This window comes from Mycobacterium stomatepiae (assembly GCF_010731715.1).
Classification (GTDB): Bacteria; Actinomycetota; Actinomycetes; order Mycobacteriales; family Mycobacteriaceae; genus Mycobacterium; species Mycobacterium stomatepiae.
In genome coordinates this window covers 4,769,693-4,795,906 of record NZ_AP022587.1, presented here as the reverse complement: position 1 = coordinate 4,795,906, position 26,214 = coordinate 4,769,693, and the positions used below count along the sequence as shown (strand labels likewise).

Here is a 26,214-nt window from a genome sequence, read left to right as displayed (position 1 = left end):
TCCGGTGGGGGCCTCAGTCCTTGTTGCCGGAAAGGGCTTTCGCGTTGGCCGCGAAGTCGGCGAACGACGAGCCGCCGCGGGCGTCCTTTTCGTGGCCCTGCGCCTTGATGGACACGTCGTGGCCCTCCGCGGCCTGACGCAGCGCGCCCACCGTGGCCTGCTCGCGGCTGATGTGAGTGAACGGGTCGAACGAGTACCAGCGCATGGCGTTCTGGTAAGTCATCTTGTTGATCTCGTCGTCGGGAACGTTGCTCAGCGACAACACATCCCAGAGTTCCTCGGGCGCGCCCGGCCACATCGAGTCGCTGTGCGGGTAGTCGGCTTCCCAGCAGATGTTGTCGATGCCGATCATGTTGCGCAGCGCCACGCCGACCTTGTCGCTGATGAAGCAGGTCAGGAAGTGGTCGCGGAAGACCTCGCTGGGCAGCTTGCCCTTGAAGTCCTGGTGCGTCCAGGCCGAGTGCATCTCGTAGGTCCGGTCGGCGCGCTCCAGGAAATAGGGAATCCAGCCGGTGCCACCCTCGGACAGCGCGATCTTGAGGTCGGGGTACTCCTTGATCGGCCGCGACCACAACAGGTCGGCGGCGGCCTGCACGATGTTCATCGGCTGCAGCGTGATCATCACGTCCATCGGCGCGTCCGGGGCGGTGATCGCCAACCGGCCCGACGATCCGATGTGCACGTTCATCACCGTGTCGGTGTCGACCAGGGCCTTCCACAGCGGGTTCCAGTACTCGTCGTGGAAGCTCGGATAGCCCATCGCGGCCGGGTTCTCGGTGAACGTCAGCGCGTGCACGCCCTTCTTCGACACCCGGCGCACCTCGGCGGCGCACGCCTCGGCATCCCAGATCACCGGAATGGCCATCGGGATGAACCGCGCCGGGTACGCGCCACACCACTCGTCGATGTGCCAGTCGTTGTAGGCCTGCACCAGCGCGATCGAGAAGTCGTGGTCCTCGGTCGCGAACAGGCGACCGGCGAAGCCGGGGAAGGACGGGAAACAGATGGACGCCAGAATGCCACCGGCGTTCATGTCCTTGACCCGCTCATCGACGTTGTAACAGCCCGGCCGAATCTCATCGAGCCCGGTCGGCTCGATGCCGTACTCCTCCTTCGGACGACCCGCGACCGCGTTGAGCGCCACGTTCGGGATCACGGTGTCGCGGAACTTCCACATGTCCGAACCGTCGGCGTTGTGCACCAGCCGCGGAGCGTCGTCCTGATACTTCTTCGGCAGGTTGTTCTTGAACATGTCGGGCGGCTCGACAGTGTGGTCATCGACGCTGATCAGCATCATGTCTTCTTTATTCATGAGCTTCCCTCTCCATCGGATCCACGTGCAGTCTGCTTCGGGAACGCCGGCCGTGGGGTCGTCCGCTACCTCTGAAAACTAGCTTCTCGCCAGGTGAGAATCAACATCCGCAAGGCCGGTCGGGCAAATGCGGACACTCTTCCGGTATACACCGCTTCGGTGCGGATCGCCCTCTCACGTGCGACTACGCGATCGCGGAAAGGTCATCACCGGGCTCGAGTCCGAAGATAAAACCAAACATTTGTTCAGCACGCACGGGCGGGCTCACGCCGACCGGCGACAGGCGGGCTCACGGCGGCGAGCGTGCCCGCCCAGCTTCCGACGACTAACCGCCGGCATTGACCAACCGAACTAATCATGCAAATCTGTTAGTTATAAATGAGAATCTGATTCTCTTTCGCCGAGAGGAAGCCGTCGATGCGCTTGCCGCCGCTGCCCGCGGGTCAGTGGGACGAGGCTACCCAGCAGGCGCTCTCGGCGATGCGTGGCGCGGACACCAACAACGCGCTGTCCACGCTGGCTCACCACCCGGCCCTGGCCAAGGCGTTTCTCCGGTTCAACCTCCATCTGTTGACGACGTCCACGCTGCCGACGCGCATCCGCGAACTGGCCATCCTGCGCGTCGCGCACCGTCGCGAATGCGCCTACGAGTGGTCGCACCACGTCAGCATGGCCGAGGACGCTGGGATCACCGACGAACAGATCGAGGCGGTGCAGTCCTTTGCCGGCGAGGGCGCCGGCCACCTGGACGAGTTCGACCGCACGGTGCTCACCGCCGTCGACGAGCTGGACGAGAAATCGCGGCTGTCCGACGAAACGTGGGCGGCACTCGGCGAACGCCTCAGCGATCAGCAGCTCATGGACTTCGTTTTCACGGTCGGCTGTTACGCCCTGCTGGCCATGGCTTTCAAGACTTTCGGCATACAGCTCGAGCACGACTAGACGGACCAGAGAGGCAGAACCGTGGCTCACTTCCCCAAGCCGGCCGCCGGCAGCTGGACAGAAAACTATCCCGACCTGGGCACCGCGCCGGTCGACTACACCGACTCGATCGATCCGGCGTTCTTCGAGGCCGAACGCGACGCGGTGTTCAAGAAGACCTGGCTCAACGTCGGCCGGGTCGAGCGACTCCCGAAGACCGGCAGCTACTTCACCCGGGAACTGCCGTCGGCCGGCAAGGGCACGTCGGTAATCATCACCAAGACCAAGGACGGGACCGTCAAGGCGTACCACAACGTCTGCCGTCACCGCGGAAACAAGTTGGTGTGGAACGACTTTCCCAACGAGGAGACGTCCGGCACCTGCCGCCAGTTCACCTGCAAGTACCACGCCTGGCGCTACAGCCTCGATGGCGACCTGACCTTCGTCCAGCAGGAAGACGAGTTCTTCAACCTCGACAAGGCGAACTACGGCCTGGCCCCCGTGCGTTGCGAGGTGTGGGAAGGCTTCATCTTCATCAACTTCGACGACAACGCGGCTCCGCTCATCGACTACCTCGGGCCGCTGGCCAAGAGCATCGAGGGTTACCCGTTCGGTGAGATGACCGAGACTTACTCCTACCGGGCCGAGGTCGGCAGCAACTGGAAGCTGTTCATCGACGCGTTCGTCGAGTTCTACCACGCGCCGATCCTGCATCAGGGGCAGTGCACCAAGGAAGAAGCCGCCAAGATCCAGAAGTACGGCTACGAGGCGCTGCACTACGAGCTGGCCGGCCCGCACAACCTGCAGTCGACCTGGGGTGGTCAGGCACCGCCCACCGACATGTCCATGGTCAAACCGATGGACCAGGTGCTGCGCAGCGGGCTGTTCGGCCCGTGGGACAAGCCGGAGATCATCGAGAACCTGGAGCTGCCACCGGGTGTCAACGTGAAGCGGGTGCCGCAGTGGGGCATCGACTCGTGGCTGTTCTACCCGAACTTCATGCTGCTGATCTGGGAGCCGGGCTGGTACCTGACCTACCACTACTGGCCGACCGCGGTGGACAAACACATCTTCGAGTCGTCGCTGTACTTCGTGCCGCCGCGCAACGCGCGGGAACGCCTGGCCCAGGAACTAGCCGCCGTGACGTTCAAGGAGTACGCGCTGCAGGACGCCAATACTCTGGAAGCCACCCAGACGATGATCGGCACCCGCGCCGTCAAGGAGTTCCTGCTCTGCGATCAGGAAGTCCTGATCCGTCATCTGCACCACACGACCGCCAACTACGTCAAGGAGCGCCAGCGCAATGGCGTTACCGTCTGAATTCGCGGCCCTGGAGCCCTTTTTGGATTGGGACCTGGCCACCGAGCCCGAGCGCTACGCCAAACGGCTGGCCTCGACGATGCCTCAGATGCAGGCGTTCTACGACGTCGCCTTCCCGTTGCTGAACGACGTCATCACTTACTGCGACCAGTTCTCGCTGGACGACCTGCCCGACGACGCAAAGACCTTGATGCACATCATTCAATCGTTGGTCATGGTGTCCTTCCCGATCGAGCCCTGGAAGCAACCGCGAGTTCCCGATAGCGGCGCGGCGTGGGTCGAAGTCCTGCGGGAACCGGTGATCTGAGCGGTGCTGACGCTCAAGGCCGCCGGACTGCTCGACGTCGACGCCGGTGAGATCGTTCGGCCCGGCATCCTCAAGATCGAGGATGACCGGATCGCCGGTGTCGCAGGCGAATCCGAAGGCGACATCATCGATCTCGGCGATCAGATCCTGCTACCCGGGCTGATGGACATGGAGGTCAACCTCCTGATGGGTGGGCGCGGCGAGACGCCCGGGTTGTCCCAGGTGCAAGATGATCCGCCGACGCGGGTACTGCGCGGTCGGCAATGCCCGGCGCACGCTGCGCGCCGGGTTCACCACGGTGCGCAACCTGGGCCTGTTCGTCAAGACCGGCGGCTACCTGCTTGACGTCGCCCTGGGCAAGGCAATTGACGCCGGCTGGATCGAGGGTCCCCGAATTGTGCCCGCCGGCCACGCCATCACACCCACCGGCGGGCACCTGGACCCGACGATGTTCGCCGCATTCATGCCGGGCGCCCTCGAGCTCACGGTCGAAGAGGGCATCGCCAACGGGGTCGACGAGATCCGCAAGGCCGTGCGATACCAGATCAAGCACGGCGCCCAGCTGATCAAAGTGTGCGTCTCCGGCGGCGTGATGTCGTTGACCGGTGAGGCTGGTGCACAACATTATTCGGACGAGGAGCTGCGCGCGATCGTCGACGAGGCGCACCGGCGTGGGCTGCGCGTCGCCGCGCACACGCACGGAGCGGAAGCGGTGAAGCACGCGGTCGCTTGCGGCATCGACTGCATCGAACACGGCTTCCTGATGGACGACGAGGCGATCAAGATGCTGGTCGACAACGACCGGTTCCTGGTCACCACCCGCAGGCTCGCCCAGGCGATGGACGTGTCCCGCGCCCCGAAGGAGTTGCAGGACAAGGCTGCCGAGATGTTTCCGAAGGCGAAGACATCGATCAAAGCCGCCTACGAGGCCGGCGTGAAGATCGCCGTCGGCACCGACGCTCCGGCAATACCGCACGGCCGCAACGCCGACGAGCTAGTCACCCTGGTCGAATGGGGGATGCCGCCACTGGCGGTGCTGCGGGCCGCCACGGCGACCGCGGCCGAGCTGATCAACTCGACCGACCGGGGCCGGCTCGCGTCCGGTCAGCTGGCCGATATCATCGCGGTACCCGGAAACCCGTTGGAAGACATCACCGTTACCCGCAACGTCAGCTTTGTCATGAAAGGCGGCAAGGTCTATGTCAACAAACCAGCCCAGCAGAACTGACGATCTGGTTGAGATCCAGCAGTTGCTCGCCCGCTACGCGGTCACCATCACCCAGGAAGACATCGACGGCCTGATCAGCGTGTTCACGCCGGACGGGACCTACAGCGCGTTCGGTTCCACCTACAAGTTGGACAGGTTTCCCGAGTTGGTCGCCGCGGCGCCAAAAGGCCTGTTCCTCACCGAAACCGCCTTGGTCGAGAACCTCGACGGCGATTCGGCGAGTGGTACCCAGCCGTTATGCTTCATCGACGGTTCCACGCACGACATGCGGATCGGCTACTACCGCGACACCTACTCGCGGACCGCGGACGGATGGCGCCTCAAGACTCGGGCCATGACCTTCATTCGGCGCAGCGGCGTGCACGACTCCGGGCGCCCGCACGCCATCGGCCGTCCGCAGCCGTGATTGTCGAGGAGTTCCGCTCGGGTCTGCGTAAGTGGCTCGACGAGAACGACTTAACGCCCGGACCCGACCACTCGCTGCGGGGCCATATGCTGCAGTACCGCCGGGTCAGCCGGGCGCTGTACGACGCCGACTGGATGCGCTACGGGTGGCCTGTCGAGGTCGGTGGACTGGGCGGGCCGGCGGTGCTGCGCGCGATCGTCGGCGAAGAGGTGGTGGGCCGGCGGTTGGCCGAGCCCGGCCCGTATTCGATGCTCGAAGTGCTCACACCGACGATGATCGATTACGCCCCCACCGAACTCGCCGCCGAAATGGTGCCGCGACTGCTGCGCGGGGAAGAGCAATGGTGCCAAGGTTTTTCCGAGCCGGGTTCGGGCAGCGATCTGGCGTCGCTGACCACTCGCGCCACGCAGGACGGCGACAACTGGATCGTCAACGGGCAAAAGGTCTGGACCAGCTTCGCGCAGTTCTCCACCCGCTGCATCCTGCTCACCCGCACCGGGCCCGGCCACCCGAACCATGAAGGCATCACCGCGTTCTTCGTCGACCTGGACACCCCCGGCATCACCGTCCGACCGCTGCGCACGATGCACGGCCTCGACGAGTTCTGCGAGGTGTACTACGACGACGTGGTGATCCCGTCGAGCCGGATGCTCGGCAAGCCGGGCGACGGTTGGCGGCTCGCGATGGACCTGCTCCCCTACGAACGCTCTACCTGCTTCTGGCAGCGGATCGCGTATCTGTACTCCCGATTCGATGCGCTGATCGCCGAGGTGTCCGGCGGCAGCAAACACGGTGGCTACGACGAATACCAGTTGGGCGCAGCGTATCTCGCGTTGCACACGCTGCGTTGCCGCTCCCGCGCCACCCAGCACCGGCTGGGCGACGGAGCGCGCCTGGGTCCCGACACCTCGATTGACAAGGTGCTGCTGGCCTCCGCCGAACAGCAGCTCTACGACACCGTGCGCGATCTGCTGCCCGGTGTGCTCGAACTCGACGACACGCCGTGGCGCTCCGAGTACCTGTACTCACGCTCGTCGACCATTTACGGCGGCACCGCCGAGATTCAGCGCAATATCATCGCCCGCCGACTGCTCGACCTCGGCAAGGAGTGATCGTGGACCTGACCTCAGACTCCGAGGAGCTGCGGCTGTTGTCCGAGTCGGTACGCACCGCGATGACTGATCCTTCGCTGGCGTCCGGGCCACAGCTCGACGCGGCGCTGACCGACCTTGGCTGGCATGACATGCTCGACGAAATCCCGCATTTCGCAATCCCTCTGGTGTTTCGACTGCTCGGCGAAACCGGCGCGCACGCACCGGTGCTCAACGACGTGGTACTGCGTGCGGCCGGCAAGGAACCCGGCGGTGTCACCCCGCTTCCGTTCGCGGGAGACGCCTGGGTGGTGTGGAAGCGCGAAGACATTCCGAGTTCGGCGATCGACGATGTGTCACCGATACATCCTGTCGCAGAGGGTGATTCAGCGGCCCAAGCGGGGCTCGCCGCCGGGCGGCGGGCCCTGGGCTGGTGGCTGGTCGGCTCCAGCCGTGCGATGCTTGCTCTGGCGCGCCAGCATGCCCTGGATCGCGTTCAGTTCGGCCGCCACATCAGCTCGTTTCAGGCGATCCGGCACCGACTGGCCGAGACGCTCGTCGCGATCGAGGGCGCCGAGGCAACCCTGCACGCCGCCACCTCGGCGTCCGACGACCCCGACGAACTGGCCAGCCTGCTGGCCAAGGCGGCCGCAGGTCAGGCAGCGCTGACCGCGGCCCGGCACTGCCAGCAGGTGCTGGGTGGCATCGGATTCACCGCCGAACACCAGCTGCACCACCACGTCAAACGATCGCTGATTCTGGACAGCCTGCTCGGCGGCGCCCGGCAACTGACCTCGCAGGCCGGAACGGCGTTGCGGGCCAAGGGATCTGCGCCACGGCTGGTCCAGCTCTAGCGCCTGCGGGTCGCGCGTGACGGCGTACTGCCTAGTATTGGCGCACATGCGCTACCCCACCGAACCTCGAAATCAGGCCGGCGTCGCCGCGGTGATATTGGGCGGTGCGGCACTGCTCACCTGCTGGTTGCTGCTCGGGGTACCGCTGGGTATCGCCGCGCTGATCACGGGTGACGTCGCCCGGCGGCGAGCCAGTCGCGGTGAAGCGACGAATCCCCGAGCCGCGACGGTCGGCATGGTGTTAGGGGCGGTGGCGATCGTCGCCGGGCTCATCGCCATCGGCTACTACTCCTGGCTGGACTCCCAGGATCCGGGCCGTTTGCAGCGGTGCCTGGACAATCCCGCCACCAACAACTGCTAACCCCGGGGCAGGCCGAGGACTCGTTCGGCGATGATGTTGCGCTGAACTTCGGACGTTCCGCCGGCGATGGTCGCGGCGAAGGTGCGGGTATAGCGGTCAAACCAGCTGCCGTAGTGACTGTCCAGATTGAGCGGGGCAAATGGCGCGGTGATCCCGCGCAGCACCAGTCCCGCGCCGTCCTTGGCGTTCAGCGCGTCCTCGCAGGCGCGCTGCATCGCTTCCGAACCGAGCAGCTTGAGCACCGATTGGGCCGGCACATCCTCTTCGCCGCGCACGGCCTTGGCCAAGGTCCCCGACCCCAGCAGCCGCATCGCGAAGAAATCCATCACCAGGGTGGCGTAGCGATCCCGCTGCACCGCGCCCGACGGGGTGGACTCGACGGTCAGCGCGTGCAGCATGTTGGCGTAGTCCAGCCACAGCATCGCGCGCTCGTGGCCGAGTGAACCGGTCGCGACGCGCCAGCCGGCGTTGAGCTCCCCCACCAGGTTCTCGACCGGCACTCGCGCGTCGTCGACGTCTTCGATGTCGCCGACCGATGCGAACGGACGACGGACCACACCGGGGGTGTCGGTCGGAATCAGTAACGCGCTGATGCCCTAGTGTTTTGGCGCATCGGGGTCGGTGCGGACGAACGTCAGCAGAACGTCGGCATGATGGGCACCCGATGTCCAGACCTTCTGCCCGTTGACGACGAAGTGGTCGCCTGCTGAATCGCACGAGAGCACGGCGCGGGTTTTCAGTGAGGCGAGATCGGAACCTGCGCCGGGCTCGCTCATTCCGAGCGATGCGGTGATCTCGGCGCGCAGAATCGGCACCGCCCACCGCTGCTTTTGCTCCGGTGTGCCGAACGACAGCAACGACGCCGCGATGATGCCCACGCCCTGCGGATTGAAACTTTGATAGATCCGCCGCCGCGACAACTCTTCGAGGTACACGTATTGCTGCAGCAGGGTGGCATTGCGCCCGCCGAACTCCGGCGGGTTCCCGGGCAGCAGCCATCCGTTGTCGAACAGCAGCCGCTGCCAGCGGCGGGCCCAGTCCGGAATGTCCGAACTCGATTGCGGCCGTTCGCCCGTCTCCGCGGCGTCAAGGGGATGCGCGTCGAGGAAGGCCGCGAATTCCGCGCGGAACTCCTCGACGTCGGCGTCAAACGTCAGCTGCACAGCACTCCCTGAGATTCGCTAGCGCGCGGACCTTCGGTAGATCCGGGTTTCCGTCGACGGCGGGTTCGCTCTTGCGATTCCGCTTCGATACACGCGTGCAGGAGAATAGTATTCTCGCAGCAAGAAAGTTACAATCTCCGAAACATGCTCCGTGAGGGGGTCGAGCGCAGCGATGTCACGGCGTTCTCCGGTAGAGTCCAACCATGTTCTCCCCTCGCGGCAATCGTCCGAGCCTTCCGTGACCAATCCAAGCGAAGAGCCGGCCTGGAAACAGCGCGCCGTCGAGCGATCGATCAAGACTGCCAAACTGCGTGCGGCGCAGCGCGTTCAGCGCTTCCTCGACGCGGCGCAGGCCATCATCATAGAAAAGGGCAGCACGGACTTCACCGTCCAGGAGGTCGTGGACCGCTCCCGCCAATCGCTGCGGAGCTTTTACCTGCAGTTTGACGGCAAACACGAGCTATTGCTCGCGTTGTTCGAAGACGCGCTGAGCCGTTCGGCCGACCAGATCCGGGCCGCGACCGAAAGCCATTCCGATCCGCTCGAACGGCTGCAGGTAGCCATCGAGCTGTTGTACGAGGCTTCACGGCCGGACCCCACGGCCAAGCACCCGCTGTTCACCGACTTCGCCCCGCGATTGCTGGTAACGCACCCCGCCGAGGTCAAGATTGCCCATGCGCCGCTGCTGGCGTTGCTGACTGAGCTCATGGAAGCGGCCTACGACGCCGGCAAGCTGCGCGACGGCCTCAACCCCCGCCGCATTGCGGCGATGACGATGCAGACGGTCATGTTCATCGCGCAGTCCAGCGGGGGTAACGACGACGCGACCATTCACCCGATCACCGCCGATGAGGTCTGGGACTTCTGCTCGGCCGGATTCGTCAGCTAGCACTCGCATCCCAGGGCGCTTCCGTCCATCATCCTGACCTGAGCAAATAGCGCACGTCATTTGCCTGGCGAGAATCAGGTTCTCTAATATCTAGAACTACAAATAGCCGAAACGAATTCGTCGCTGACACTCGTTGCCGGATGCCGGTTCGACTAACAGATTGAGGTAGTGATGACTGGACGTGTTGAAGGCAAAGTCGCTTTCGTCACCGGGGCGGCGCGCGGCCAGGGCCGTGCACACGCGGTGCGGCTGGCCCAGGAGGGCGCCGACATCATCGCGGTCGACATCTGCAAGAAGATCGACACCGTGGATCTGATCGCCGCATCCACACCGGAGGATCTGGCCGAGACCGCGGACCTGGTGAAGGCACAAAACCGTCGGATCTATACCGCCGAGGTCGACGTGCGCGACTACGACGCGCTCAAGTCCGCGGTGGACACCGGCGTCGAGCAGCTCGGCAAGCTCGACATCATCGTGGCCAATGCGGGCATCGGCAACGGCGGCCAGACACTGGACAAGACCAGCGAGACCGACTGGACCGCGATGATCGACATCAACCTTGCTGGCGTCTGGAAGACCGTGAAAGCCGGTGTGCCGCATATTATTTCCGGCGGTAAGGGTGGTTCGATCATCTTGACCAGCTCGGTCGGCGGGCTGAAAGCCTATCCGCACACCGGCCACTACGTCGCCGCCAAGCATGGTGTGGTGGGCCTGATGCGCACCTTCGCCGTCGAACTCGGCGCGCAGAACATCCGCGTCAACTCCGTGCACCCGACCAACGTCAACACCCCGCTGTTCATGAACGAGGGCACGATGAGGCTGTTCCGCCCCGATCTGGAGAACCCGGGACCCGAGGACATGAAGGTCGTCGGCCAGCTGATGCACACCCTGCCGATCGGCTGGGTCGAGCCGGAGGACATCGCCAACGCAGTGTTGTTCCTGGCGTCCGACGAGGCGCGTTACATCACCGGGGTCACGCTGCCCGTGACGGTGGCAGCTGCCTGAAGTAGGCCCTAGAACGGGCTGCTGTTGCTCTGCCATTCCGCTTCTTGGGGTCGCGGCCCGTACCGTCGAGCGTAGTCCTCGTGCATCCGGGCATTCTTCTGGCGATTGATCACGTCGACCAGGTTCGGGTCCAGACCGTGCACCGCTAACCGGTGCCGGCGCCAAACCTTGTTCAGCGCAAAGTTGATCACCAACGCCCACGCATAGAGCGGCACGGTCATCTCGGTGTGCACGTACAGCGAGGCGGGCAGCAGCCAGAACGGGGCAAGCACGAATAGGGGTGGGATCGCCCACCGCAGCATGTGCCGGCGGATGGCTCCCGGACCGGCCAGGTCGTGTGCGACCCAGCTGCGCATCGAGTCGGGCAGACGCTTGCCGTAGGAATAGGCGATGCGCTGCCAGAGGTTTGGCTTCGCTGCGGTCATGGTGGGCTCCTTAGGGGTACGTCAGGATTTTAGTGCGCCCGCCGCCACGGCGGCGGCGTTGATTCGGGTCAGGACCTGACGCAGGTTCTCGAGTTCGGCAACCTCGACACCGAGCCGCTCGACGACGGCGGGTGGAATCTCAAGTGCGCGCTCACGCAACGCAATTCCGCGTTCGGTGAGCCTGACGTCGGTGGCCCGTTCGTCGGTGACATTCTTGGCGCGGGTGATCAGGCCGAGTCCCTCCAACCGTTTGAGCATCGGCGACAGCGTGGCCGAATCGAGCTGCAAGGCGGCGGCGATCTGCTTAACCGACAACGGAGTCTCGTTCGCCCCGGGCGTCTTGCGGTGATCCCATAGCGCCAACATCACCAGATACTGCGGATGAGTCAAGCCCAACGGCTCCAACAGCGGCCGGTACACGGCGAGAACGGCCCGATTGGTGGTCGCGAGTGCAAAACACACCTGGCGTTCGAGGGCGAGAGGATCGATCTCGCGCGCGGTCAGGCCAGGCATATTTCGATCGTAGCCAAATAGTTAGTGCCCTATCTATATGAGGCCTCTCACACGTGGCCGGACCGCGATCGGGCCCGCGCAACGGCAGGAATACGCTCGGAATCCATGGACGGATTCATCTCTGATTTCGCGGGACGTGGTGCCGTGATCACCGGCGGGGCAAGCGGGATCGGCTTGGCCACCGCGACCGAGTTCGCCCGCCGCGGCGCCCGCATCGTGCTGGCCGACGTCGACAAGTCCGCGCTCGAACACGCAGTGGCACACCTCAACAGCGAGGGCGTAGAGGCACACGGCGTGGAGTGCGACGTACGACATGTCGAGGAGATGGTTCACCTCGCCGATGAGGCGTTCCGGCTGCTCGGCCGGGTCGACGTCGTCTTCAGCAATGCCGGCATCGTGGTCGCGGGCCCGCTCGTGGCGATGACGCACGAGGACTGGCGCTGGGTGATCGACATCGATCTGTGGGGCTCGATCCACGCCGTCGAGGCGTTCGTGCCGAGGTTGATCGAGCAGGGCAAGGGCGGCCACATCGCGTTCACCGCGTCGTTCGCGGGACTGGTGCCCAACGCCGGCCTCGGGGCGTACGGCGTTGCGAAATATGGCGTTGTCGGCTTGGCCGAGACGCCGGCACGCGAGGTCAAGGACAACCGGATCGGCGTCTCGGTGCTGTGCCCGATGGTCATCGAAACCAAGCTGGTCTCCAACTCCGAACGCATCCGCGGCGCCGACTACGGGCTTGCCTCGAGGCCCGATCTGACGGAGGGGTTCGGGCCGCTGCCACCGACGCAGGACCAAGGCGTGACAGTCGACGAGGTGGCCCGGTTGACCGCCGACGCGATTCTGGCCAACCGGTTGTACATCCTGCCGCACGAGGCGGCCCGGGCCTCCGTCCAGCGCAGGTTCGAACGCATCGACCACACCTTCGACGACCAGGCCGCCGAAGGATGGAAGCACTAGCCCGACCGCATCGCGGGCGTGGCGCCGATGACTCCGCTGGCTTCCAGATCCGCGATTTCCGCGGGGGTCAACCCCAACTCGGTCAACAACTCATGGTTGTGCTGTCCCAGTGTGGGTGCAGGCTTGGCGTGAAACGGCTTTGGCCCGGCGGAGAACCTCATCGGCACGGTGCTGAGCCGCGCCCGCCCGCTCACCGGATGCTCGACTTCTTCGAAGAAGCCGCGAAACGCCAGCTGCTCCAGCTCGGTCTGCCGATGTGGTTGCAGCACCTTGGCCACCGGCACGCCAGCGTCCCAAAGGGCTGCGACGATGTCGTCACGCTTGCGGTTCTCGCACCAGGCAGCGAGGTGTTCGTCGATGGAATCGTGGTGCGCTCGTCGGCCGGTCGCCGTCGATAGCGCGGGATCCGCTGCCCAGGACGGCGATCCGAGCGCCTCGCACAGTTTTTCCCACTGCTCATCGGTCGCGATGGCGATGGCCACCCAGCTGTCGAGCCGACCGAATTCGTCGAGATCCGCGCTGCGGTAGAGGTTCTGTGGCGCGGCCGTCGGTCCCCGGTTGCCATCGCGCTCCAGTAGCGCACCGTAGGCCGAGTACTCGATGATCTGCTCGGCGGAGATGTTCAGTGCCGCATCGACCATCGCCGCTTCGACGAACATCCCCTCACCGGTGCGGCGACGGTGTTCCAGCGCCAGCAGTATCGCGTTGAGCGCGTGCACACCCGCGTTCGGGTCACCGATCGAGTAGGGATCGTACGGCGTGCGATCCGGGTAGCCGGTGAGCCAACTGACGCCCGACGCGGCTTCGATGACGTAAGCAAACGCCGGGTTGTCACGCCACGGCCCGTCGAGGCCGAAGCCCGGCATCCGCACCATCACCACGTCCGGCCGAATTGATTGAACCGCAGCGAAATCCAGGCCGATCTGGTCCAGCACCCGTGGTGTGAAGTTTTCCACGACCACGTCACACGTTGCGATGAGTTCACGCAACAACTCCCGGCCGCGTGCACTCTGTAGGTCAAGCGTCAGGCCCTTCTTGTTGGTGTTCAGCGCGCCGAAGATCGGCGACTTCTCCCACCACTGATCCGCGGTGACCGGTACGCCGGCGATCAGCCGAGCGCCGTCCGGGCGGCGGGTGGACTCGACGTGGAGCACCTCGGCGCCGAGCATGGCCAGGTAGTGGGTGCCGCAGGGGCCCGCCCAGAACGTCGTCATGTCCAATACCCGAAGGCCGTTGAACGGCACTGGCTTAGTCGCACCGATAGGTTCGGGCCGCGGCGACAGCCGCGCGGTGCGGTAGTGCTCCGTGTGCTCCCCCAGTAACGGCGCCGGTTGCGGCTGACGCAATTGCGCGGGGCGCATCCGATACGGGTGGCTCGGTTGCTCGAAGCCGTCGCGCGGATTGCGCACGAACGAACCGCGCTCGGCGAACTGGTCGAACGAGGTGACGTTCGCCCCGTTGGCGACGGGTGCGTTGGGGATGCGGAACGCCGTTGCCAAGTCCCGGATTTCGTCAACCGGCGTAGCGGCCATCCAAGCAAAGATCTCGTCGGCGTACACATTGGCCAGCTCGGTGATCGACAGCGGCGACTCGGCGTCGATCCACTCCGGATGCCCCACCATCGCGCACAGGTCGAACCACTGCTGCGCCGTGCCACATCCGAGATCCACCAGGCCGTCTTTCGCCTGAGCCACTCCTGGAATGGTGGGCCGCCGCGCGTCTCGCCACGGTCGGCCCAGCAGCTCGAAGTAGGTGACCGGGTAATAGGTGAGGCACAGAATCTGGGTTTCCACCATCGACAAGTCCACCAGTTCCCCTGAACCGCCGTCGCGCAATCGTGACGTCAGGGTGGCGACGCTTGCCTAGACCCCGGCCAGGTACTCACCGACCTGCCCGCCGACGAAGACGGGGGCCCGCTCCTGCTCGCCGCGCCCGAGCCCGACGATTCCGCCCGACCATGCCTGCAGCGTGAACTCGGTCGCGGCGCGGTCGCGCCAGGGGCCCTCGAGGCCGAACGGCGTGATCGCGGTGACGGTGAGATGCGGGTAGCGGGCGTGGATGGCAGGTGCCGTAAAGTCCTGGTGCTCGGCGACTTTCGAACCGCGCGACCAGACCACCGCGTCCGCCGATGCCAGCAGCCGGTTCACCAGTTCGGCGTCCTGGCCTACGTCGGCGACCACGCTGTGTTTCGCGCCGGCCAGAAAGCTGAACAAGGCGCCGTTGCCGTCGGCCGCGACGACAGCACCGGAAGCTGACCATGTGCGCAGCGGATCACCTTCTGGTGCTTCCACTTTGACGACGTGAGCACCGCCGTCGGCCAGCAGTTTGGTGCAGTAAGCGCCCGCGATGCCGGTGGACAGATCGATCACCGTGTAACCGGTCAGCGGCGGTTCGACATGCGCCACTATTTGCTTCGCTTCGCTTTGGCGTCCTTGCCGGCCTTTTTGTTGAGCGCGCATTCGGCTAGGGCTGCCAGAACGGGCTCGCGGTAAGCACTTCGGATCCGTTGGCGGTGATCAGGACCGCCTCCCGCCCGAATACCGCGCCGATTCCTTCTTCCCACACGTAGCCCGTCACGGCGAGCACCATCCCCGGTTCCAACCGTTCGTCGGCCGCGGTCGAGGGTAGGTGTTTGGAGACGACCGGCGGGTCAAACCCCATGCCGAGGCCGCGGGCTACCGGCATCGGCGGCTCGGGTTCCCCGGCGGCCTGGTAGGCCACCAGGAGTTCGCTCGCTCTCGCGCCGGGCCGGCAGCTGGCGATCAGCTTCTCCCACAGGTGTTCCCAGCGCCGATAGAGTGGTGCGACACCGCGAGCCCCCTGCCTGTTGCCCGCGGGCCAGGTCCGTCCGACCTCGCCGACATAACCACCCGCCAGAACCCCGGCGGAGAAAGCCACCAGATCGCCGTGCTGGATACGGCCTTGGAGACGGTCACCGCCGTCGGCCCGGCGCCACGGGTGCGTGCGTGACGTCACCCATGCGACATCCTGATTCGAGGGGTGCTCACCCCGCCGGCCGCAGCGGCCTCCAACAGCGCGCCGGCCAGCGCCTGTTCGCTGACACCCGGCCGCAATTCCGAGACCGCGGCCGCCAGCGCCGACTCGGCCACCGCGACGGACTCCCGCAGCGCGGCAATCTCCGCGGCTGTCTTGATCCGGCGGGCGGCCCGCATCGCCAGCTCTCCGTCGACCAGCTGCGCGTTGGGGAACGCGGTCGGTAAAAGCTGGGCGAAAACCGGTGAGAGCGCATCGGTTCCGACCCGCCGGGCGGCGGCCGCGGCCGGGATGCGCCGCAGCGCCGACATCGTGTTCATCGGATTCCACGAGATGCCATAGAGGTTCTCGTGCGGGATGTCGTTGGGGATGCCCTCGTCCCACGTGCTCAGCAGGTGCACCGCACCGGTTTCACGAACGAGCACGCAGCTGGGGCCGAACGGACGGGTGCCCGCGACCCACAGTTGCGGCACCCCGGTCACGTAACGGACGTTGGCTTGCCGGCCGAGCACCAGGACATCGAGGTCGTGTGCCGCCATCTGCTCCAGGGCTCGCCGGCGACGCCCCGAGCGCAGCGTGCGCTCGTCAGGGCGAACTTCAACTGACATGGGAGCCATAAGGGTCATAGGGGTAGTTGGTCAAGCGAATCCAGCCTTCCTCGGTGATTACGAGCACCTCTTCGCTGCGGTAGCCGCCGGTGCCGTCTTCCCACACCACGGGCTCCAGGACCAGCACCATGCCCTCTTTGAGTACGAAGTTCTCATCGAAGTCCTGGCCGAGATCAGTTCCGATCATTGGCATTTCGGCGGCGTTGACGCCAATGCCGTGGCCCAGGTAGAAGTGCGGCAGCCACGGCTTGGTGCCGCCGTTGGCCTTGATCGCGGCCCGCCCCAGATCCGCGGCGGTGGCGCCCGCCTTGGCGACTCCCAGCACCGCGCTCATGATCTCAAACCATTTGTCGAACTGCGCCTGCTGATGCGGCGACGGGTCCCGTCCGACGAGCCAGGTGCGGCCGAAGTCGGAGCAGTAACCCTGGTAGGTGATGCTGACGTCGGTCCACAGCACGTCGCCCTCGACCAGCTCGCGCTCGGTGCTCAGCAGTGGCAGCGCCAGGTCGCCGTGCGTGGTCCACACGCCCTCGGCCTTGCTCGGCGGCATCACCTGCCAGATCGGTTCGAGCATGCTGGCGGTTGCGCCCAGCTCGAAGGCACGGCGCAAAAAGCTTGCCGACAAATCGATCTGACGGATTCCGGGGGCTAGCCGCTTCTGGACTTCCACCATGGCCTCGTCGGTGATCCGGATCGCGGTGCGTATGCACGACAATTCGTCGGGTGTCTTGACCGACTTGGCGGCACTGACGATGGCCGCCGCGTCGCCTGGAGCGCCGTCGGGGAACAACAGGTTCGCGGCGCGCGACATCGCGCCAGTGCACTCGTCGACGGCAATCACCGCTCCGGGCGGCATCAGTCCGGCGATAGCGCGCGCGAAATTGGCGACGCCCTCTTCGAATTCGAGGTAGACGGGCCCGTGCCGGTGATCGGCGGGCAGGTCGGACTCCTGCGAAGCCCCCTCGCGAAACGGCAGGAACAGGTGCGGCCACTCGTCGCCGGCGACTACCACGGCCACCGGTCGCTCGACGTAGGACAGGCCGGCGTCGCCCAGTGGCCAGCTGGCACCGGTCGCGTAGACGACGGCGTTGTTGCCCAGCAGGATTAACGCGTCGACGCCACGGTCGGCCATGGCCGAGCGCAGCCGGGCCCCGGTCTCGCGGCGCAGCCGGCCCAAGTCGGGTGTTTCGGGGATCGCCAGTCCGTTGCCGGTGCTGGTGTCCAGTTGCGCGAACGTCGTCACTACAAGCCCAAGAACTTCGTGACGTTGTCGCTGACGATCTTCTTCGCATTCGCCGGCCCGACGGCGTCCACGACGGCCTTCAGCGATTTTTCCGAGTAGCCATACGTGCTTTCGTTGTGCGGGTAGTCGCTGGACCACATCACCTTGTCGATCCCGATCTGGTCGATCAGCTGCAATCCCAGCGGGTCGACCATGAACGATGCGCTCATGTGGGTGTCCCAGTAATAGCGCACGTCGTGCTGCAGCGGCCGATTCAACATGTGCTGGTAGGACCCCATCAAATGCTCGGCATCCTGCAAAGCCCAAGGCACCCAGGCGATTCCGCCCTCGAACCAGCCGATCCGCAACCTCGGGTGGTCGTCGAGGATCCGGGTGAAGAGATACTTGGCGAACTGCTCGCGGAATCCGTCGATGTTGATCATCATGCCGACGACCACGCTGTTGAACTGGCACGGGGTCTTCGGCGGGGTCTCACCGATGTGGTGGCTGATCGGAAGGCCGGCGGCTTCGATCTCGTCCCAGACCGGCCTCATACTGTCGCTGCCGTAGTCGATGATATTGCCGTCGTCGTCCTTACCTGGGTTCAGCGGTAGCAGAAAGGTCTTGAGCCCCAATGACTTCAACTCGGCGAGTGTCCGTTCGGCGCCTTCCGGTTCCCACCAGTTGATTAGCCCCGCGCCATAGAAGTGTCCGTTGGAACGCTCCTGCAAATCGGCGATGTACTCGTTGTAGATCCGGAAGGCGCGCTCGCGGAGCTGCTTGTCCGGGTAGTGGAACAGCGCTAGGAGGGCATTGGGGAAGACGAGTTCCTTTTCGACACCGTCCTCGCGCAGCTCCTGGATGCGGGCCTCGATGTTGGTGCTAGCAGCGCCGGGCAGGTCGTCGTACTGCATGAGCACGGCGCTGAAGTCGCCCGGCAGGAACGACTGTCCCTTGCGCCCGACTTGGTAGGCGCCGTCCTCGTACCAGATCCGCGGCGCCTTGTCCTTGAGGTCGTCCGGGAAGCGCTCGTAGAAGATGTCGTCGGCCAGGGAGATGTGGTTGTCGGCCGAAAAGACCACCGTCCCTTCGGGCAGGCCCACGTCGGCGCCCTCCGCATGACCGCGGCGATCCTTGGGAGCCCCGTAACCTCCGGGCGGGTAGAGCGAAGTGGTTGTCGGCGTTGACATTATTGCCTCTCCATTCGGATCTGCCTTGGGCTGCTGCTCGTTTACCAGGTGACGGGGAGTTCGTAGACGCCGTAAGCGAGCCGGTCGTGTTTGAACGGGATCTCGTCGAACGGCACGGCCAGTTTCATCGTCGGGATACGGCGGAACAGCGTCTGGAACACGATCTGCAGTTCGGCCCGCGCGAGTTGCTGACCGACGCACTGGTGGCGGCCATAGCCGAAGGCGACGTTGCGGTCTGCCCCGGCGCGGTGCAGGTAAAGCCGGTCGGGTTCGGGGAAGGCGTCGGAATCCCAGTTCGCGGGAGCCAGGTCGATGATGATGCCTTCGCCGGCGCGGATGGTCTCGCCGGCGATGTGGATGTCGTCGACGGCAACGCGTCGCTGGCCGTTCTGGATGATGCTCAGGTAGCGCAACAGCTCCTCCACCGCGCTGGCCAGGATCTTTGGGTCTTCGGCATCGCGGATCACGGCAAGCTGGTCGGGATTCTCAAGCAGCGCAAGCACTCCGAGCCCGATCATGTTCGCGGTCGTCTCGTGACCGGCGATCAGCAGTCCGGTGCCCAGCTGCGCGGCTTCCTTGACGCTGAGCTCACCGGCCTTGACGCGTTCGGCGAGATCGGAGATCGCGTCGGGCGCCGTTTCCGAGGCGGGGTTCTCCATCTTGGTTTCGACCAGCTGGGCCAGGTATTTGTGCAGGCTCATCGCGCCCTTGGCGGTGTCGGAGCCGGTGGCATAGCGTGCCAGTCCCATCGAGGCGTGCTCCTGGAACATCTCGGCATCCTCGTAGGGCACGCCGAGCATCTGGCTGATCACCAGGGATGGGACCGGAAGGGCAATGGCAGCAACGATATCCGCGGGCTGCGGGCCGGCGAGCATTGTGTCGATGTGGTCGTCGGTGATCTGCTGGATAGTCGGCCGCAGACCTTCCACGCGGCGGAAGGTGAATGGCTTGGACAGCATCCGCCGGTAGCGGGTGTGCGCGTCGCCGTCCGAGGTGAACACCGAACGCGGCCGCTTGTGCACGGTCGACAACATGCCTTCATTCCAGTGCGGAAAGCCGGGCACCCGGTCGTCGACGCTGACCCGGGAATCGGAGAACAGTTCGCGCACTTGCTCATAACCGGTGATGAGCCACGGAGTGCTGCCATCCCAGATCCGGACGCGCGACAGCGGCCGCTCTTCGGCCAGGGCCATCACGTCGGGTGGCGGGGCGAACGGGCAGCCCTTGTTGCGGGCCATCGGGTAGTCCGGAATCTCGGAAACGGTCTCGGCCGCAATGCTCGTCAGCGGGTCTGACATGTCATTCCTCAATGTTGATTGCCTGGGCTGGGCACGCTGCGGCTGCCCGGCGGGCCCCGTCGGTCTGCTCGACGGACGGGTGCTCGTTGAGCAGGACGACGACACCGTCCTCGTCTCGCTGGTCGAACACGTCGGGTGCATTCATCACGCAGTTGCCCGAGGATGCGCAAATGTTTTGGTCGACAGTCACTTTCACCGGGGTGCTCGTTATTCGTACGGAGTGACCGGCGCCAGCCACAAGCCCACGATCGCGTCGATAAGGCCGAATGCGGCTTTGCGCCACGAGGGCTGGGCCATCGCGGTGCCCGCGGCGAGCGCGCGTTCGCGATCAGCGCAGGTGTGCATCAAGAGGTTTCGGGCCATGATGTTGCGTTCGAAGTGCACAGCGGCCGGCAGGTTGGGCAGGCAGCGGTTGACACCGTCGACGACCTGGACCAGTGACGGCGAGCTCAGCGCGCCCTTGACGATGATGTTGTAGTAGGCCGGATCGGTCATGGCCTGCGCGGCGAAACGCGCGTACCAGGTCGGGTTGCCGAGGTCCTCGAGGTGATCGGTGAGCGGGCGCACCAGGCAGGCCACCCAGGCCCGCAATTCGCTCGATCCGCCTGAGGCCAACAGGTCGGCGACCATCTGCTCGCGCAGTTCCTCGACGGGCCCGCGGTGCTTCTCCTCGATAGCGCGCACCAGGTCAGCCTTGGTGCCAAAGTGGTAGCCCACCGCGGCGTTGTTGCCCTGTCCCGCGGCCTCGCTGACCTGCCTGTTCGACACCGCGAACACGCCGTGCTCGGCATACAGTCGCTCGGCCGCCACCAGGATCGCTTCCTGGGTGGAGGTGGCTCGTTCGGTGCGAACGGCCCGGCCTGCCGCGGTCATTGGCTTAGTCAACCCCGTGGGGCTGTTTAAGTCAAGCGATTGATTTAAAGAAGGCCGGGCACTTGCCCGTCGCGGTCATCGCTCGCGCTTCTTGGACGGGATGACCTTGCCGGCCGAGGTCCCGCCGTCGACCGGCAGCACGGTTCCGGTGACATAGCCGGAGCGCTCGCCCGCGAAGTACAGCGCGGCCTGGGCAACGTCGTCGGTGGTGCCCTCGCGCTTCAGCGGACGGTCGTCGCGCATCCCTTGACGAATCCGCGCCTCGAATTGCGCCAGCTCGTCTGGATCCATCCCGGCCGCCGACTTGCCCAATATCGGTGTGGGGATGCTCCCCGGTGCGATGGCGTTGACCCGAATTTCGTAGCGCGCCAATTCAATTGCCGCTGACTTGGTGAACTGGATGACCGCGGCCTTCGATGCCCGGTAGATCATCACGCCACCGCCGGCCTGAATCCCGCCGATCGAGGTGAGGTTGATGATCGACCCGCCACCGCCTTCGGCCATGTGCCGGGCCGCATCTCGGGTACCGGCCATCACGCCCAGCACGTTGACGCCCATGATCCGGTGAAAGTCCGCCAGGTCGTCGTCGAGCAATCGGCGCAGCGGGCTGGACACCGCGGCGTTGCTCACCATGACGTGCAGGCCGCCGAATTTCTCGACGGTTGTCGCGACCAGCGCCTGAACCTGGTCAGGATCGGAGACATCCGTACGCACGAAGAAGACGTCGGCGCCCAGCGTGGTGGCCAGCTGTTCTCCCATGTCGGCCTCGATATCGGCGATGACGACTCGGGCACCCTCGGCAACGAAGCGCTCCACGATGCCGCGACCGATGCCGGACGCGCCGCCGGTGACGATGGCGACCTTGCCATCCAATTCGTTGACCACACGAAGAGTTAATCGGCGTGCGAAGGTTTAAGTCAAGCACTTGATTTAAGGGGGCCGTCCTTGGAAGAAAACAGCAAACTTTCGACGTCGTCGGCGCCCGCGCTGGTTAAGGTTTGGCCCATGAGTGGGCGGCGTCGATGAGTCCCGATACCTTCTGCACTTCCGATCAATGGAGCATGATCGCGTCGGCGCCGTCGACGTCACAGCTCGCCGGTGTACTTGGCGGGTTCCTGATCACCGCGATCGCCTTGCTGTTCGACCGCAGCAGCCGTGAAGGCGTGCACACCCTGGCGTTGTTCTCCTCGGCGGTGCTGATCCTGATGCTCGACAGCTTCCTGTTCAGCCTCATCAGCGGCACCCATCCACCCGACAACGGCGACCGTCAGGTCATCTGCGCAATCGCTTGGACCCAAGGCAATCTCGCGACCGGCATGCTGGCGGCCGGCACCACGGGGCTGTTCGCCGGACTGGGCTGGATCCTGGCCAGCCATGTGGTGAACAAAGTCCCCAAGGATGATCCCGCCGATGTCGGTGCCTACTGCTTCCTCGCCGACCTCGGCGGGTGGCTGACCTTCGGCGCGGCGATGGCGACGACGTTGATCATGAGCGAGACCAACATCGACTACCTGCATTTCGTGCTCGGCCACTCGCCCGCGCTCTGGCAGACCGGGACGATCGTGACGTTCAGCGCGCTGGTCATCCTGCTCGACTTCGTGGTGGTGTACATCCGCACCAGAAACCTCAACCGCTCGCTCGCCAACAACGCCGAGCCAACGCAATTGGCGTTGCGGTCGATCAAGGTCGCCACGGTCGGAACCCTGTTCCTCGCGGTCGCCGCGTCCTGGCTCGCCGTCAGCCTCGCGCGCCTGCCCACCGGGTGGCTGACCGCTCCCAACCGCGCGTTCGTCACGTTCGTCTTCCTGCTCTCGCTGCTGGTGCCGACGATCATCTCGACCGCGGCCTGCTATTCGGTCGCCAGCACAGACGAGGGGCTCCGCCGGAACTTGGGCTAACTGGGGATTCCGGCCACCGAGCGCACGCGCGATGCTGAGTGGGACAAGTTCGTCCGGAAACTTGAAAGGCGTACTCATGAAGGTTTTGGTCGTCGGTGGCAGCGGGCTGATCGGATCGCAGGTTGTCGCCAAGCTCACCGAGCTGGGGCACGAGGCCGTCCCGGCGTCGCCGCGCTCGGGTGTCAACACCATCACCGGCGAAGGCGTCGCCCAGGCCGTTGCGGGTGTCCACACCGTGGTCGACGTGGCCAACTCGCCGTCGTGGGCCGACGACGACGTGCTGGAGTTTTTCACCACCTCCACCCGCAACCTCCTCGAGGCGGAGCGGACCGCCGGCGTGATGCACCACGTCGCGCTCACGATCGTCGGAGCAGACCGGCTGCCCGACAGCGGCTACATGCGGGCCAAGGTCGCTCAGGAGAAGGTGATCGTCGACTCGGGGTTCCCGCATTCGATCGTGCGGGCGACACAGTTCTTCGAATTCGTTGGCGGCATTGCCGATTCACTGGCCGACGGCGACACCGTTCGCGCGCCACACGGAGCTTTCCAGCCCATTGCATCCGCGGACGTCGCCACGGCCATCACCCGCGCGGCGATCGGCGATCCGGTCGGGCTGATCAACATCGCCGGCCCCGACAAGCAAGGCATGGACGATTTCATCCGGACCTGGTTCGCCGCAACGGGCGATGCACGCCAGGTAGTGACCGACCCGCAGGCCCGCTATTACGGTGCGCTGCTCGACGAGCGCAGCATCGTTCCGATCGACGGCGAGCAAGTGGACATGTACCCCACCAGCTTCGGCGACTGGACGGCTTCCCGGGCGCACGGCGCCTGAGACCGGCCCGGCAATCCCGGGCTAATGGTTGCGCTCTGGCTAACTCCCTAGCACGGTATAAGTCGCCGCACACATATCGGCCGACGACAAGGAGCAATCAATGCCGCTGCCACCCACCAGTGGGATTTCCTTCGACGGGGCGCGGCTTACCAGACGCGGCTTCATGGCGGCCGGCATCGCGGGTGGGCTGACCCTGGCGGGGTGCAGCTCCAAACCGCAGGAACTGACCAGCGCCGACAAGATGGCGGCCGCGATTGCCGCCGCGGAGGCAGCGCGGCCGCACAGTGGGCGCACGGTGAACTACACGTTGACACCGCGGTTGACGCAGATCGATTTGGGTGGACCGGTCGTCCGGACGCTGGCCTTCGGCGACACAATTCCGGGACCGCTGATCCGGGCTACGATCGGCGACGAGCTCGTGGTCAAGGTGACGAACCAACTCGACCGTCTGACGTCGGTGCACTGGCACGGCATCGCGTTGCGCAACAACATGGATGGCGCGGAGCCGGCTACCCCGAACATCGAGGCCGGCCAGGAATTCACCTATCAGTTCTCCGCACCGAATTCGGGCACCTACTGGGCCCACCCGCACACCGGACTCGACGAAGACACCGGCCTGTACCTGCCGGTCATCATCGACGACCCCACCGAGGGCAACTACGACGTCGAATGGGTCGTGGTCCTTGACGACTGGACCGATGGTGTGGGAACGAGCCCGCAGCGGCTCTACGAGGAACTGACGAACCCGAACAAGCCCGGCGCGCCCGTCGCAACCTCGGCTACCCCGACAACCTCGGCCACGTCGACGACGTCGACAAGCCCGACCACCTCGACCAGCGAGACCAGTTCGACGAGCCCGACGACCTCGACCAGCCCGACCACCTCTGCGGCCGCACCGCCGACGGGCCGGGTCGGAAACAGCGACCTGCTGGGCGGCGACGCCGGAGACATCGCCTATCCGTACTACCTGGTCAACGGCCGAATCCCCGCCTCCCCCACCACTTTCAATGCCAAGCCGGGCCAGCGAATCCGGATCCGCTTCATCAACACCGGCTCCGACACCACCTTCCGTGTCGCGCTGGCCGGCCACCCCATGACGGTCACCCACACCGATGGTTACGCCGTCGTGCCCCGCCAGGTCGACGCGCTGCTGATCGGGATGGCCGAACGCTACGACGTCATCGTGACCGCCGCCGACGGAGTCTTCCCATTGGTCGCCATGGCCGAGGGCAAAGGGGCGCTCGCACGCGCGCTGCTGTCCACCGGAAAAGGTAGCCCACCGGATCCGCTGTTCCAACCGGCCGAACTCACCCGACGCGTGGGCACCATCGAGATGTTCACCGCTGCAACGTCGGTCATGCTGAGTCGGCCCGAACCAGGACTCAACCTCCCGGTCGTCTTGGGTGGCAACATGGTCCAATACGACTGGACGATCAACGGCGAGCCCTACAGCAGGACCAATCCGCTACACGTTCAGCAGGGGCAGCGGCCCACCCTCACGTTCGACAACACCACCATGATGTATCACCCAATCCACTTGCACGGACACACATTCCAGCTGATCAATGCCGACGGATCGCTCGGTGCCCGCAAGGACACCCTGATGGTGCTGCCGAAGCAGAAGATTTTGGCCGTCCTGGTGGCCGACAACCCCGGCGTGTGGAAGATGCATTGCCACAACACCTACCACCAGGTCGCCGGGATGATGACCCGGTTGGAATACGTCTTCTAAGAAGCCAGAAATTCCACCAGCAGGTCGTTGACCGTCGACGGCTGCTCGATCTGCGGGCAATGACCGGCGCCGGCGACGACCACCGACCGGGCACCGTCGATCTGCTTGGCGATCTCGGCGGCCCAGCCCGGCGGCAGCAGCTTGTCCTGTCCCCCCTCGATCACCAGCGTCGGCACCCGGATGCGTTCGTAGGCCCGGGTGGCCGACGGGGTCGCGGGTCGCGACGAACCGGGCCGGCGGAACCGGGCGGCGGCCACCGCCTCCCAGGCGCCGGGCGCGGTGCTCGATTCGTAGCGGCGGCCCACATATTCCTCGTCGGCCGGATAGCGGGGGTCGTGAAACAGGGCCTCGACGATGCGGCGCATGCCCGGCAGGCTGGCGTCGTACTCCTGGAGCGCCTCAAAGTGCTTGTTCTGCTGGATCTCTGCACCCCCGCAGATGATCGCCAAGCTGCGCACCGGCAGCCGCGGCGCCTCCGACGTGGTGTCGTTGAGCAGGTTGATGGCGCCCATCGAGTTGCCGGCGAAGTGCGCCGAATCGACACCAACAAGCTCGCAGAAGCGGACCACATGCCGTATCCGCATCCCGCGGCCGTCGACGAAGTCGATCACCTTCGCCGAATTTCCATACCCGAGCATGTCGGGTGCCAGCGCCCGGTAGTGTGCGGCCAACGCCGAAATGTTGCGCTCCCAACCAAGTTCGGCGCTGGCGCCGAACTCGCCGCCGTGCAGCAGCACCACCGGCTCGCCCTCGCCGGCCTCCAGGTAACCGGTGGTCAGGCCGTCCACCAGCATCGTCTTGCGCGCAAAATC

25 protein-coding genes and 3 pseudogenes are annotated in these 26,214 nt (G+C 65.3%); 14 read left to right on the top strand and 14 right to left on the bottom strand.

What is annotated here, in order from left to right:
• Positions 1-13 precede the first annotated feature (13 nt).
• On the bottom strand, positions 14-1,312 hold the full coding sequence (locus G6N54_RS22800) for an amidohydrolase family protein (RefSeq protein WP_163792209.1): 1,299 nt from the start codon (positions 1,310-1,312) through the stop codon (positions 14-16).
• Between the two features lie 417 nt (positions 1,313-1,729).
• Between G6N54_RS22800 and G6N54_RS22795 the strand changes: the two genes are divergently transcribed.
• From G6N54_RS22795 to G6N54_RS22760, 8 genes and pseudogenes are all read left to right on the top strand, one after another.
• A complete protein-coding gene (locus tag G6N54_RS22795; protein WP_163792207.1) occupies positions 1,730-2,254 on the top strand; it encodes a carboxymuconolactone decarboxylase family protein in 525 nt (174 codons plus the stop codon).
• A gap of 21 nt (positions 2,255-2,275) precedes the next feature.
• The gene (locus tag G6N54_RS22790; protein WP_163792205.1) at positions 2,276-3,553 is read left to right on the top strand and encodes an aromatic ring-hydroxylating oxygenase subunit alpha; all 1,278 of its coding nucleotides are present in this window, start codon (positions 2,276-2,278) and stop codon (positions 3,551-3,553) included.
• Positions 3,537-3,860, top strand: coding sequence for a hypothetical protein (locus G6N54_RS22785; protein WP_163792203.1), 324 nt, complete (start codon positions 3,537-3,539; stop codon positions 3,858-3,860). Before G6N54_RS22790 ends, G6N54_RS22785 begins: the two co-directional genes overlap by 17 nt.
• Before the next feature lie 3 nt (positions 3,861-3,863).
• Positions 3,864-5,088 (top strand): annotated as a pseudogene (locus G6N54_RS22780) (amidohydrolase family protein).
• Positions 5,060-5,494 (top strand): nuclear transport factor 2 family protein, encoded by a 435-nt coding sequence (locus G6N54_RS22775; RefSeq protein WP_163792201.1) that lies wholly within the window; start codon positions 5,060-5,062, stop codon positions 5,492-5,494. The pseudogene G6N54_RS22780 and the gene G6N54_RS22775 overlap by 29 nt, the downstream one beginning before the upstream one ends.
• Positions 5,491-6,606 carry an acyl-CoA dehydrogenase family protein gene (locus G6N54_RS22770; RefSeq protein WP_163792200.1) on the top strand — a complete coding sequence of 372 codons (1,116 nt, stop codon included), beginning with the start codon at positions 5,491-5,493 and terminating at the stop codon, positions 6,604-6,606. Before G6N54_RS22775 ends, G6N54_RS22770 begins: the two co-directional genes overlap by 4 nt.
• 62 nt (positions 6,607-6,668) lie before the next feature.
• Positions 6,669-7,439 carry an acyl-CoA dehydrogenase family protein gene (locus G6N54_RS22765; protein ID WP_163794905.1) on the top strand — a complete coding sequence of 257 codons (771 nt, stop codon included), beginning with the start codon at positions 6,669-6,671 and terminating at the stop codon, positions 7,437-7,439.
• A gap of 46 nt (positions 7,440-7,485) precedes the next feature.
• The gene (locus G6N54_RS22760; RefSeq protein ID WP_163792197.1) at positions 7,486-7,800 is read left to right on the top strand and encodes a DUF4190 domain-containing protein; all 315 of its coding nucleotides are present in this window, start codon (positions 7,486-7,488) and stop codon (positions 7,798-7,800) included.
• Here G6N54_RS22760 and G6N54_RS31725 read toward each other — a convergent pair.
• The gene (locus tag G6N54_RS31725; protein ID WP_408632603.1) at positions 7,797-8,222 is read right to left on the bottom strand and encodes an acyl-CoA dehydrogenase family protein; all 426 of its coding nucleotides are present in this window, start codon (positions 8,220-8,222) and stop codon (positions 7,797-7,799) included. The genes G6N54_RS22760 and G6N54_RS31725 overlap by 4 nt on opposite strands.
• 174 nt (positions 8,223-8,396) lie before the next feature.
• Complete coding sequence (locus G6N54_RS31720) at positions 8,397-8,963, bottom strand: acyl-CoA dehydrogenase family protein (protein ID WP_408632588.1); 567 nt, start codon at positions 8,961-8,963, stop codon at positions 8,397-8,399.
• 238 nt (positions 8,964-9,201) lie between these two features.
• Here G6N54_RS31720 and G6N54_RS22750 point away from each other — a divergent pair, with 238 nt between their 5' ends.
• Both G6N54_RS22750 and G6N54_RS22745 read left to right on the top strand, forming a co-directional pair.
• Positions 9,202-9,852 carry a TetR/AcrR family transcriptional regulator gene (locus G6N54_RS22750; protein WP_163792195.1) on the top strand — a complete coding sequence of 217 codons (651 nt, stop codon included), beginning with the start codon at positions 9,202-9,204 and terminating at the stop codon, positions 9,850-9,852.
• A 171-nt stretch (positions 9,853-10,023) separates the two neighbouring features.
• Positions 10,024-10,857 (top strand): mycofactocin-coupled SDR family oxidoreductase, encoded by an 834-nt coding sequence (locus G6N54_RS22745; RefSeq protein ID WP_163792193.1) that lies wholly within the window; start codon positions 10,024-10,026, stop codon positions 10,855-10,857.
• 8 nt (positions 10,858-10,865) lie between these two features.
• On the opposite strand, the gene G6N54_RS22740 is transcribed toward G6N54_RS22745, so the two are convergent.
• Both G6N54_RS22740 and G6N54_RS22735 read right to left on the bottom strand, forming a co-directional pair.
• Complete coding sequence (locus G6N54_RS22740) at positions 10,866-11,282, bottom strand: DUF5313 domain-containing protein (protein ID WP_163792191.1); 417 nt, start codon at positions 11,280-11,282, stop codon at positions 10,866-10,868.
• A 21-nt stretch (positions 11,283-11,303) separates the two neighbouring features.
• Positions 11,304-11,795 carry a MarR family winged helix-turn-helix transcriptional regulator gene (locus G6N54_RS22735; RefSeq protein ID WP_163792190.1) on the bottom strand — a complete coding sequence of 164 codons (492 nt, stop codon included), beginning with the start codon at positions 11,793-11,795 and terminating at the stop codon, positions 11,304-11,306.
• A 117-nt stretch (positions 11,796-11,912) separates the two neighbouring features.
• Here G6N54_RS22735 and G6N54_RS22730 point away from each other — a divergent pair, with 117 nt between their 5' ends.
• Positions 11,913-12,752: an SDR family NAD(P)-dependent oxidoreductase gene (locus G6N54_RS22730; protein ID WP_372513295.1), complete on the top strand. Its 840-nt coding sequence runs from the start codon at positions 11,913-11,915 to the stop codon at positions 12,750-12,752.
• Here G6N54_RS22730 and G6N54_RS22725 read toward each other — a convergent pair.
• The 8 genes and pseudogenes from G6N54_RS22725 to G6N54_RS22690 all read right to left on the bottom strand — a co-directional run bounded on the left by G6N54_RS22725 (position 12,749) and on the right by G6N54_RS22690 (position 21,822).
• Positions 12,749-15,121, bottom strand: a pseudogene (locus tag G6N54_RS22725) (CoA transferase). The gene G6N54_RS22730 and the pseudogene G6N54_RS22725 overlap by 4 nt on opposite strands.
• 94 nt (positions 15,122-15,215) lie before the next feature.
• Positions 15,216-16,354, bottom strand: a pseudogene (locus G6N54_RS22720) (M24 family metallopeptidase).
• Positions 16,344-17,597: a M24 family metallopeptidase gene (locus tag G6N54_RS22715; RefSeq protein WP_163792186.1), complete on the bottom strand. Its 1,254-nt coding sequence runs from the start codon at positions 17,595-17,597 to the stop codon at positions 16,344-16,346. The pseudogene G6N54_RS22720 and the gene G6N54_RS22715 overlap by 11 nt, the downstream one beginning before the upstream one ends.
• Positions 17,597-18,658, bottom strand: coding sequence for an amidohydrolase family protein (locus G6N54_RS22710; protein ID WP_179969254.1), 1,062 nt, complete (start codon positions 18,656-18,658; stop codon positions 17,597-17,599). Before G6N54_RS22710 ends, G6N54_RS22715 begins: the two co-directional genes overlap by 1 nt.
• A 149-nt stretch (positions 18,659-18,807) precedes the next feature.
• Positions 18,808-20,064, bottom strand: a complete 1,257-nt coding sequence (locus G6N54_RS22705) for a cytochrome P450 (RefSeq protein ID WP_163792182.1) — start codon at positions 20,062-20,064, stop codon at positions 18,808-18,810.
• A gap of 1 nt (position 20,065) precedes the next feature.
• Positions 20,066-20,260, bottom strand: a complete 195-nt coding sequence (locus tag G6N54_RS22700) for a ferredoxin (RefSeq protein WP_163792180.1) — start codon at positions 20,258-20,260, stop codon at positions 20,066-20,068.
• Between the two features lie 11 nt (positions 20,261-20,271).
• Entirely contained in the window at positions 20,272-20,937 is a 666-nt protein-coding gene (locus G6N54_RS22695) for a TetR/AcrR family transcriptional regulator (protein ID WP_163792178.1), read from the bottom strand.
• 75 nt (positions 20,938-21,012) lie between these two features.
• A complete protein-coding gene (locus G6N54_RS22690) occupies positions 21,013-21,822 on the bottom strand; it encodes an SDR family NAD(P)-dependent oxidoreductase (protein WP_163792175.1) in 810 nt (269 codons plus the stop codon).
• A 137-nt stretch (positions 21,823-21,959) separates the two neighbouring features.
• On the opposite strand from G6N54_RS22690, the gene G6N54_RS22685 reads away from it, so the two are divergent.
• The 3 genes from G6N54_RS22685 to G6N54_RS22675 all read left to right on the top strand — a co-directional run bounded on the left by G6N54_RS22685 (position 21,960) and on the right by G6N54_RS22675 (position 25,402).
• Positions 21,960-22,835, top strand: a complete 876-nt coding sequence (locus tag G6N54_RS22685; RefSeq protein ID WP_163792174.1) for a hypothetical protein — start codon at positions 21,960-21,962, stop codon at positions 22,833-22,835.
• A 76-nt stretch (positions 22,836-22,911) separates the two neighbouring features.
• Positions 22,912-23,670: an SDR family oxidoreductase gene (locus G6N54_RS22680; RefSeq protein WP_163792172.1), complete on the top strand. Its 759-nt coding sequence runs from the start codon at positions 22,912-22,914 to the stop codon at positions 23,668-23,670.
• 100 nt (positions 23,671-23,770) lie between these two features.
• Positions 23,771-25,402 (top strand): multicopper oxidase family protein, encoded by a 1,632-nt coding sequence (locus G6N54_RS22675; protein WP_163792170.1) that lies wholly within the window; start codon positions 23,771-23,773, stop codon positions 25,400-25,402.
• On the opposite strand, the gene G6N54_RS22670 is transcribed toward G6N54_RS22675, so the two are convergent.
• Positions 25,399-26,196, bottom strand: a complete 798-nt coding sequence (locus G6N54_RS22670) for an alpha/beta fold hydrolase (protein ID WP_163794904.1) — start codon at positions 26,194-26,196, stop codon at positions 25,399-25,401. The genes G6N54_RS22675 and G6N54_RS22670 overlap by 4 nt on opposite strands.
• Positions 26,197-26,214 lie beyond the last annotated feature (18 nt).

Bases quoted from the DNA above. Each gene is read 5' to 3' on its own strand.
- G6N54_RS22800 (WP_163792209.1), bottom strand. From the start codon at position 1,312: ATGAATAAAGAAGACATGATGCTGATCAGCGTCGATGACCACACTGTC.
- G6N54_RS22795 (WP_163792207.1), top strand. From the start codon at position 1,730: ATGCGCTTGCCGCCGCTGCCCGCGGGTCAGTGGGACGAGGCTACCCAG.
- G6N54_RS22785 (WP_163792203.1), top strand. From the start codon at position 3,537: ATGGCGTTACCGTCTGAATTCGCGGCCCTGGAGCCCTTTTTGGATTGG.
- G6N54_RS22775 (WP_163792201.1), top strand. From the start codon at position 5,060: ATGTCAACAAACCAGCCCAGCAGAACTGACGATCTGGTTGAGATCCAG.
- G6N54_RS22765 (WP_163794905.1), top strand. From the start codon at position 6,669: ATGACTGATCCTTCGCTGGCGTCCGGGCCACAGCTCGACGCGGCGCTG.
- G6N54_RS22760 (WP_163792197.1), top strand. From the start codon at position 7,486: ATGCGCTACCCCACCGAACCTCGAAATCAGGCCGGCGTCGCCGCGGTG.
- G6N54_RS31725 (WP_408632603.1), bottom strand. From the start codon at position 8,222: ATGCTGTGGCTGGACTACGCCAACATGCTGCACGCGCTGACCGTCGAG.
- G6N54_RS22745 (WP_163792193.1), top strand. From the start codon at position 10,024: ATGACTGGACGTGTTGAAGGCAAAGTCGCTTTCGTCACCGGGGCGGCG.
- G6N54_RS22740 (WP_163792191.1), bottom strand. From the start codon at position 11,282: ATGACCGCAGCGAAGCCAAACCTCTGGCAGCGCATCGCCTATTCCTAC.
- G6N54_RS22735 (WP_163792190.1), bottom strand. From the start codon at position 11,795: ATGCCTGGCCTGACCGCGCGCGAGATCGATCCTCTCGCCCTCGAACGC.
- G6N54_RS22705 (WP_163792182.1), bottom strand. From the start codon at position 20,064: ATGTCAGACCCGCTGACGAGCATTGCGGCCGAGACCGTTTCCGAGATT.
- G6N54_RS22695 (WP_163792178.1), bottom strand. From the start codon at position 20,937: ATGACCGCGGCAGGCCGGGCCGTTCGCACCGAACGAGCCACCTCCACC.
- G6N54_RS22685 (WP_163792174.1), top strand. From the start codon at position 21,960: ATGAGTCCCGATACCTTCTGCACTTCCGATCAATGGAGCATGATCGCG.
- G6N54_RS22680 (WP_163792172.1), top strand. From the start codon at position 22,912: ATGAAGGTTTTGGTCGTCGGTGGCAGCGGGCTGATCGGATCGCAGGTT.
- G6N54_RS22675 (WP_163792170.1), top strand. From the start codon at position 23,771: ATGCCGCTGCCACCCACCAGTGGGATTTCCTTCGACGGGGCGCGGCTT.
- G6N54_RS22670 (WP_163794904.1), bottom strand. From the start codon at position 26,196: ATGCTGGTGGACGGCCTGACCACCGGTTACCTGGAGGCCGGCGAGGGC.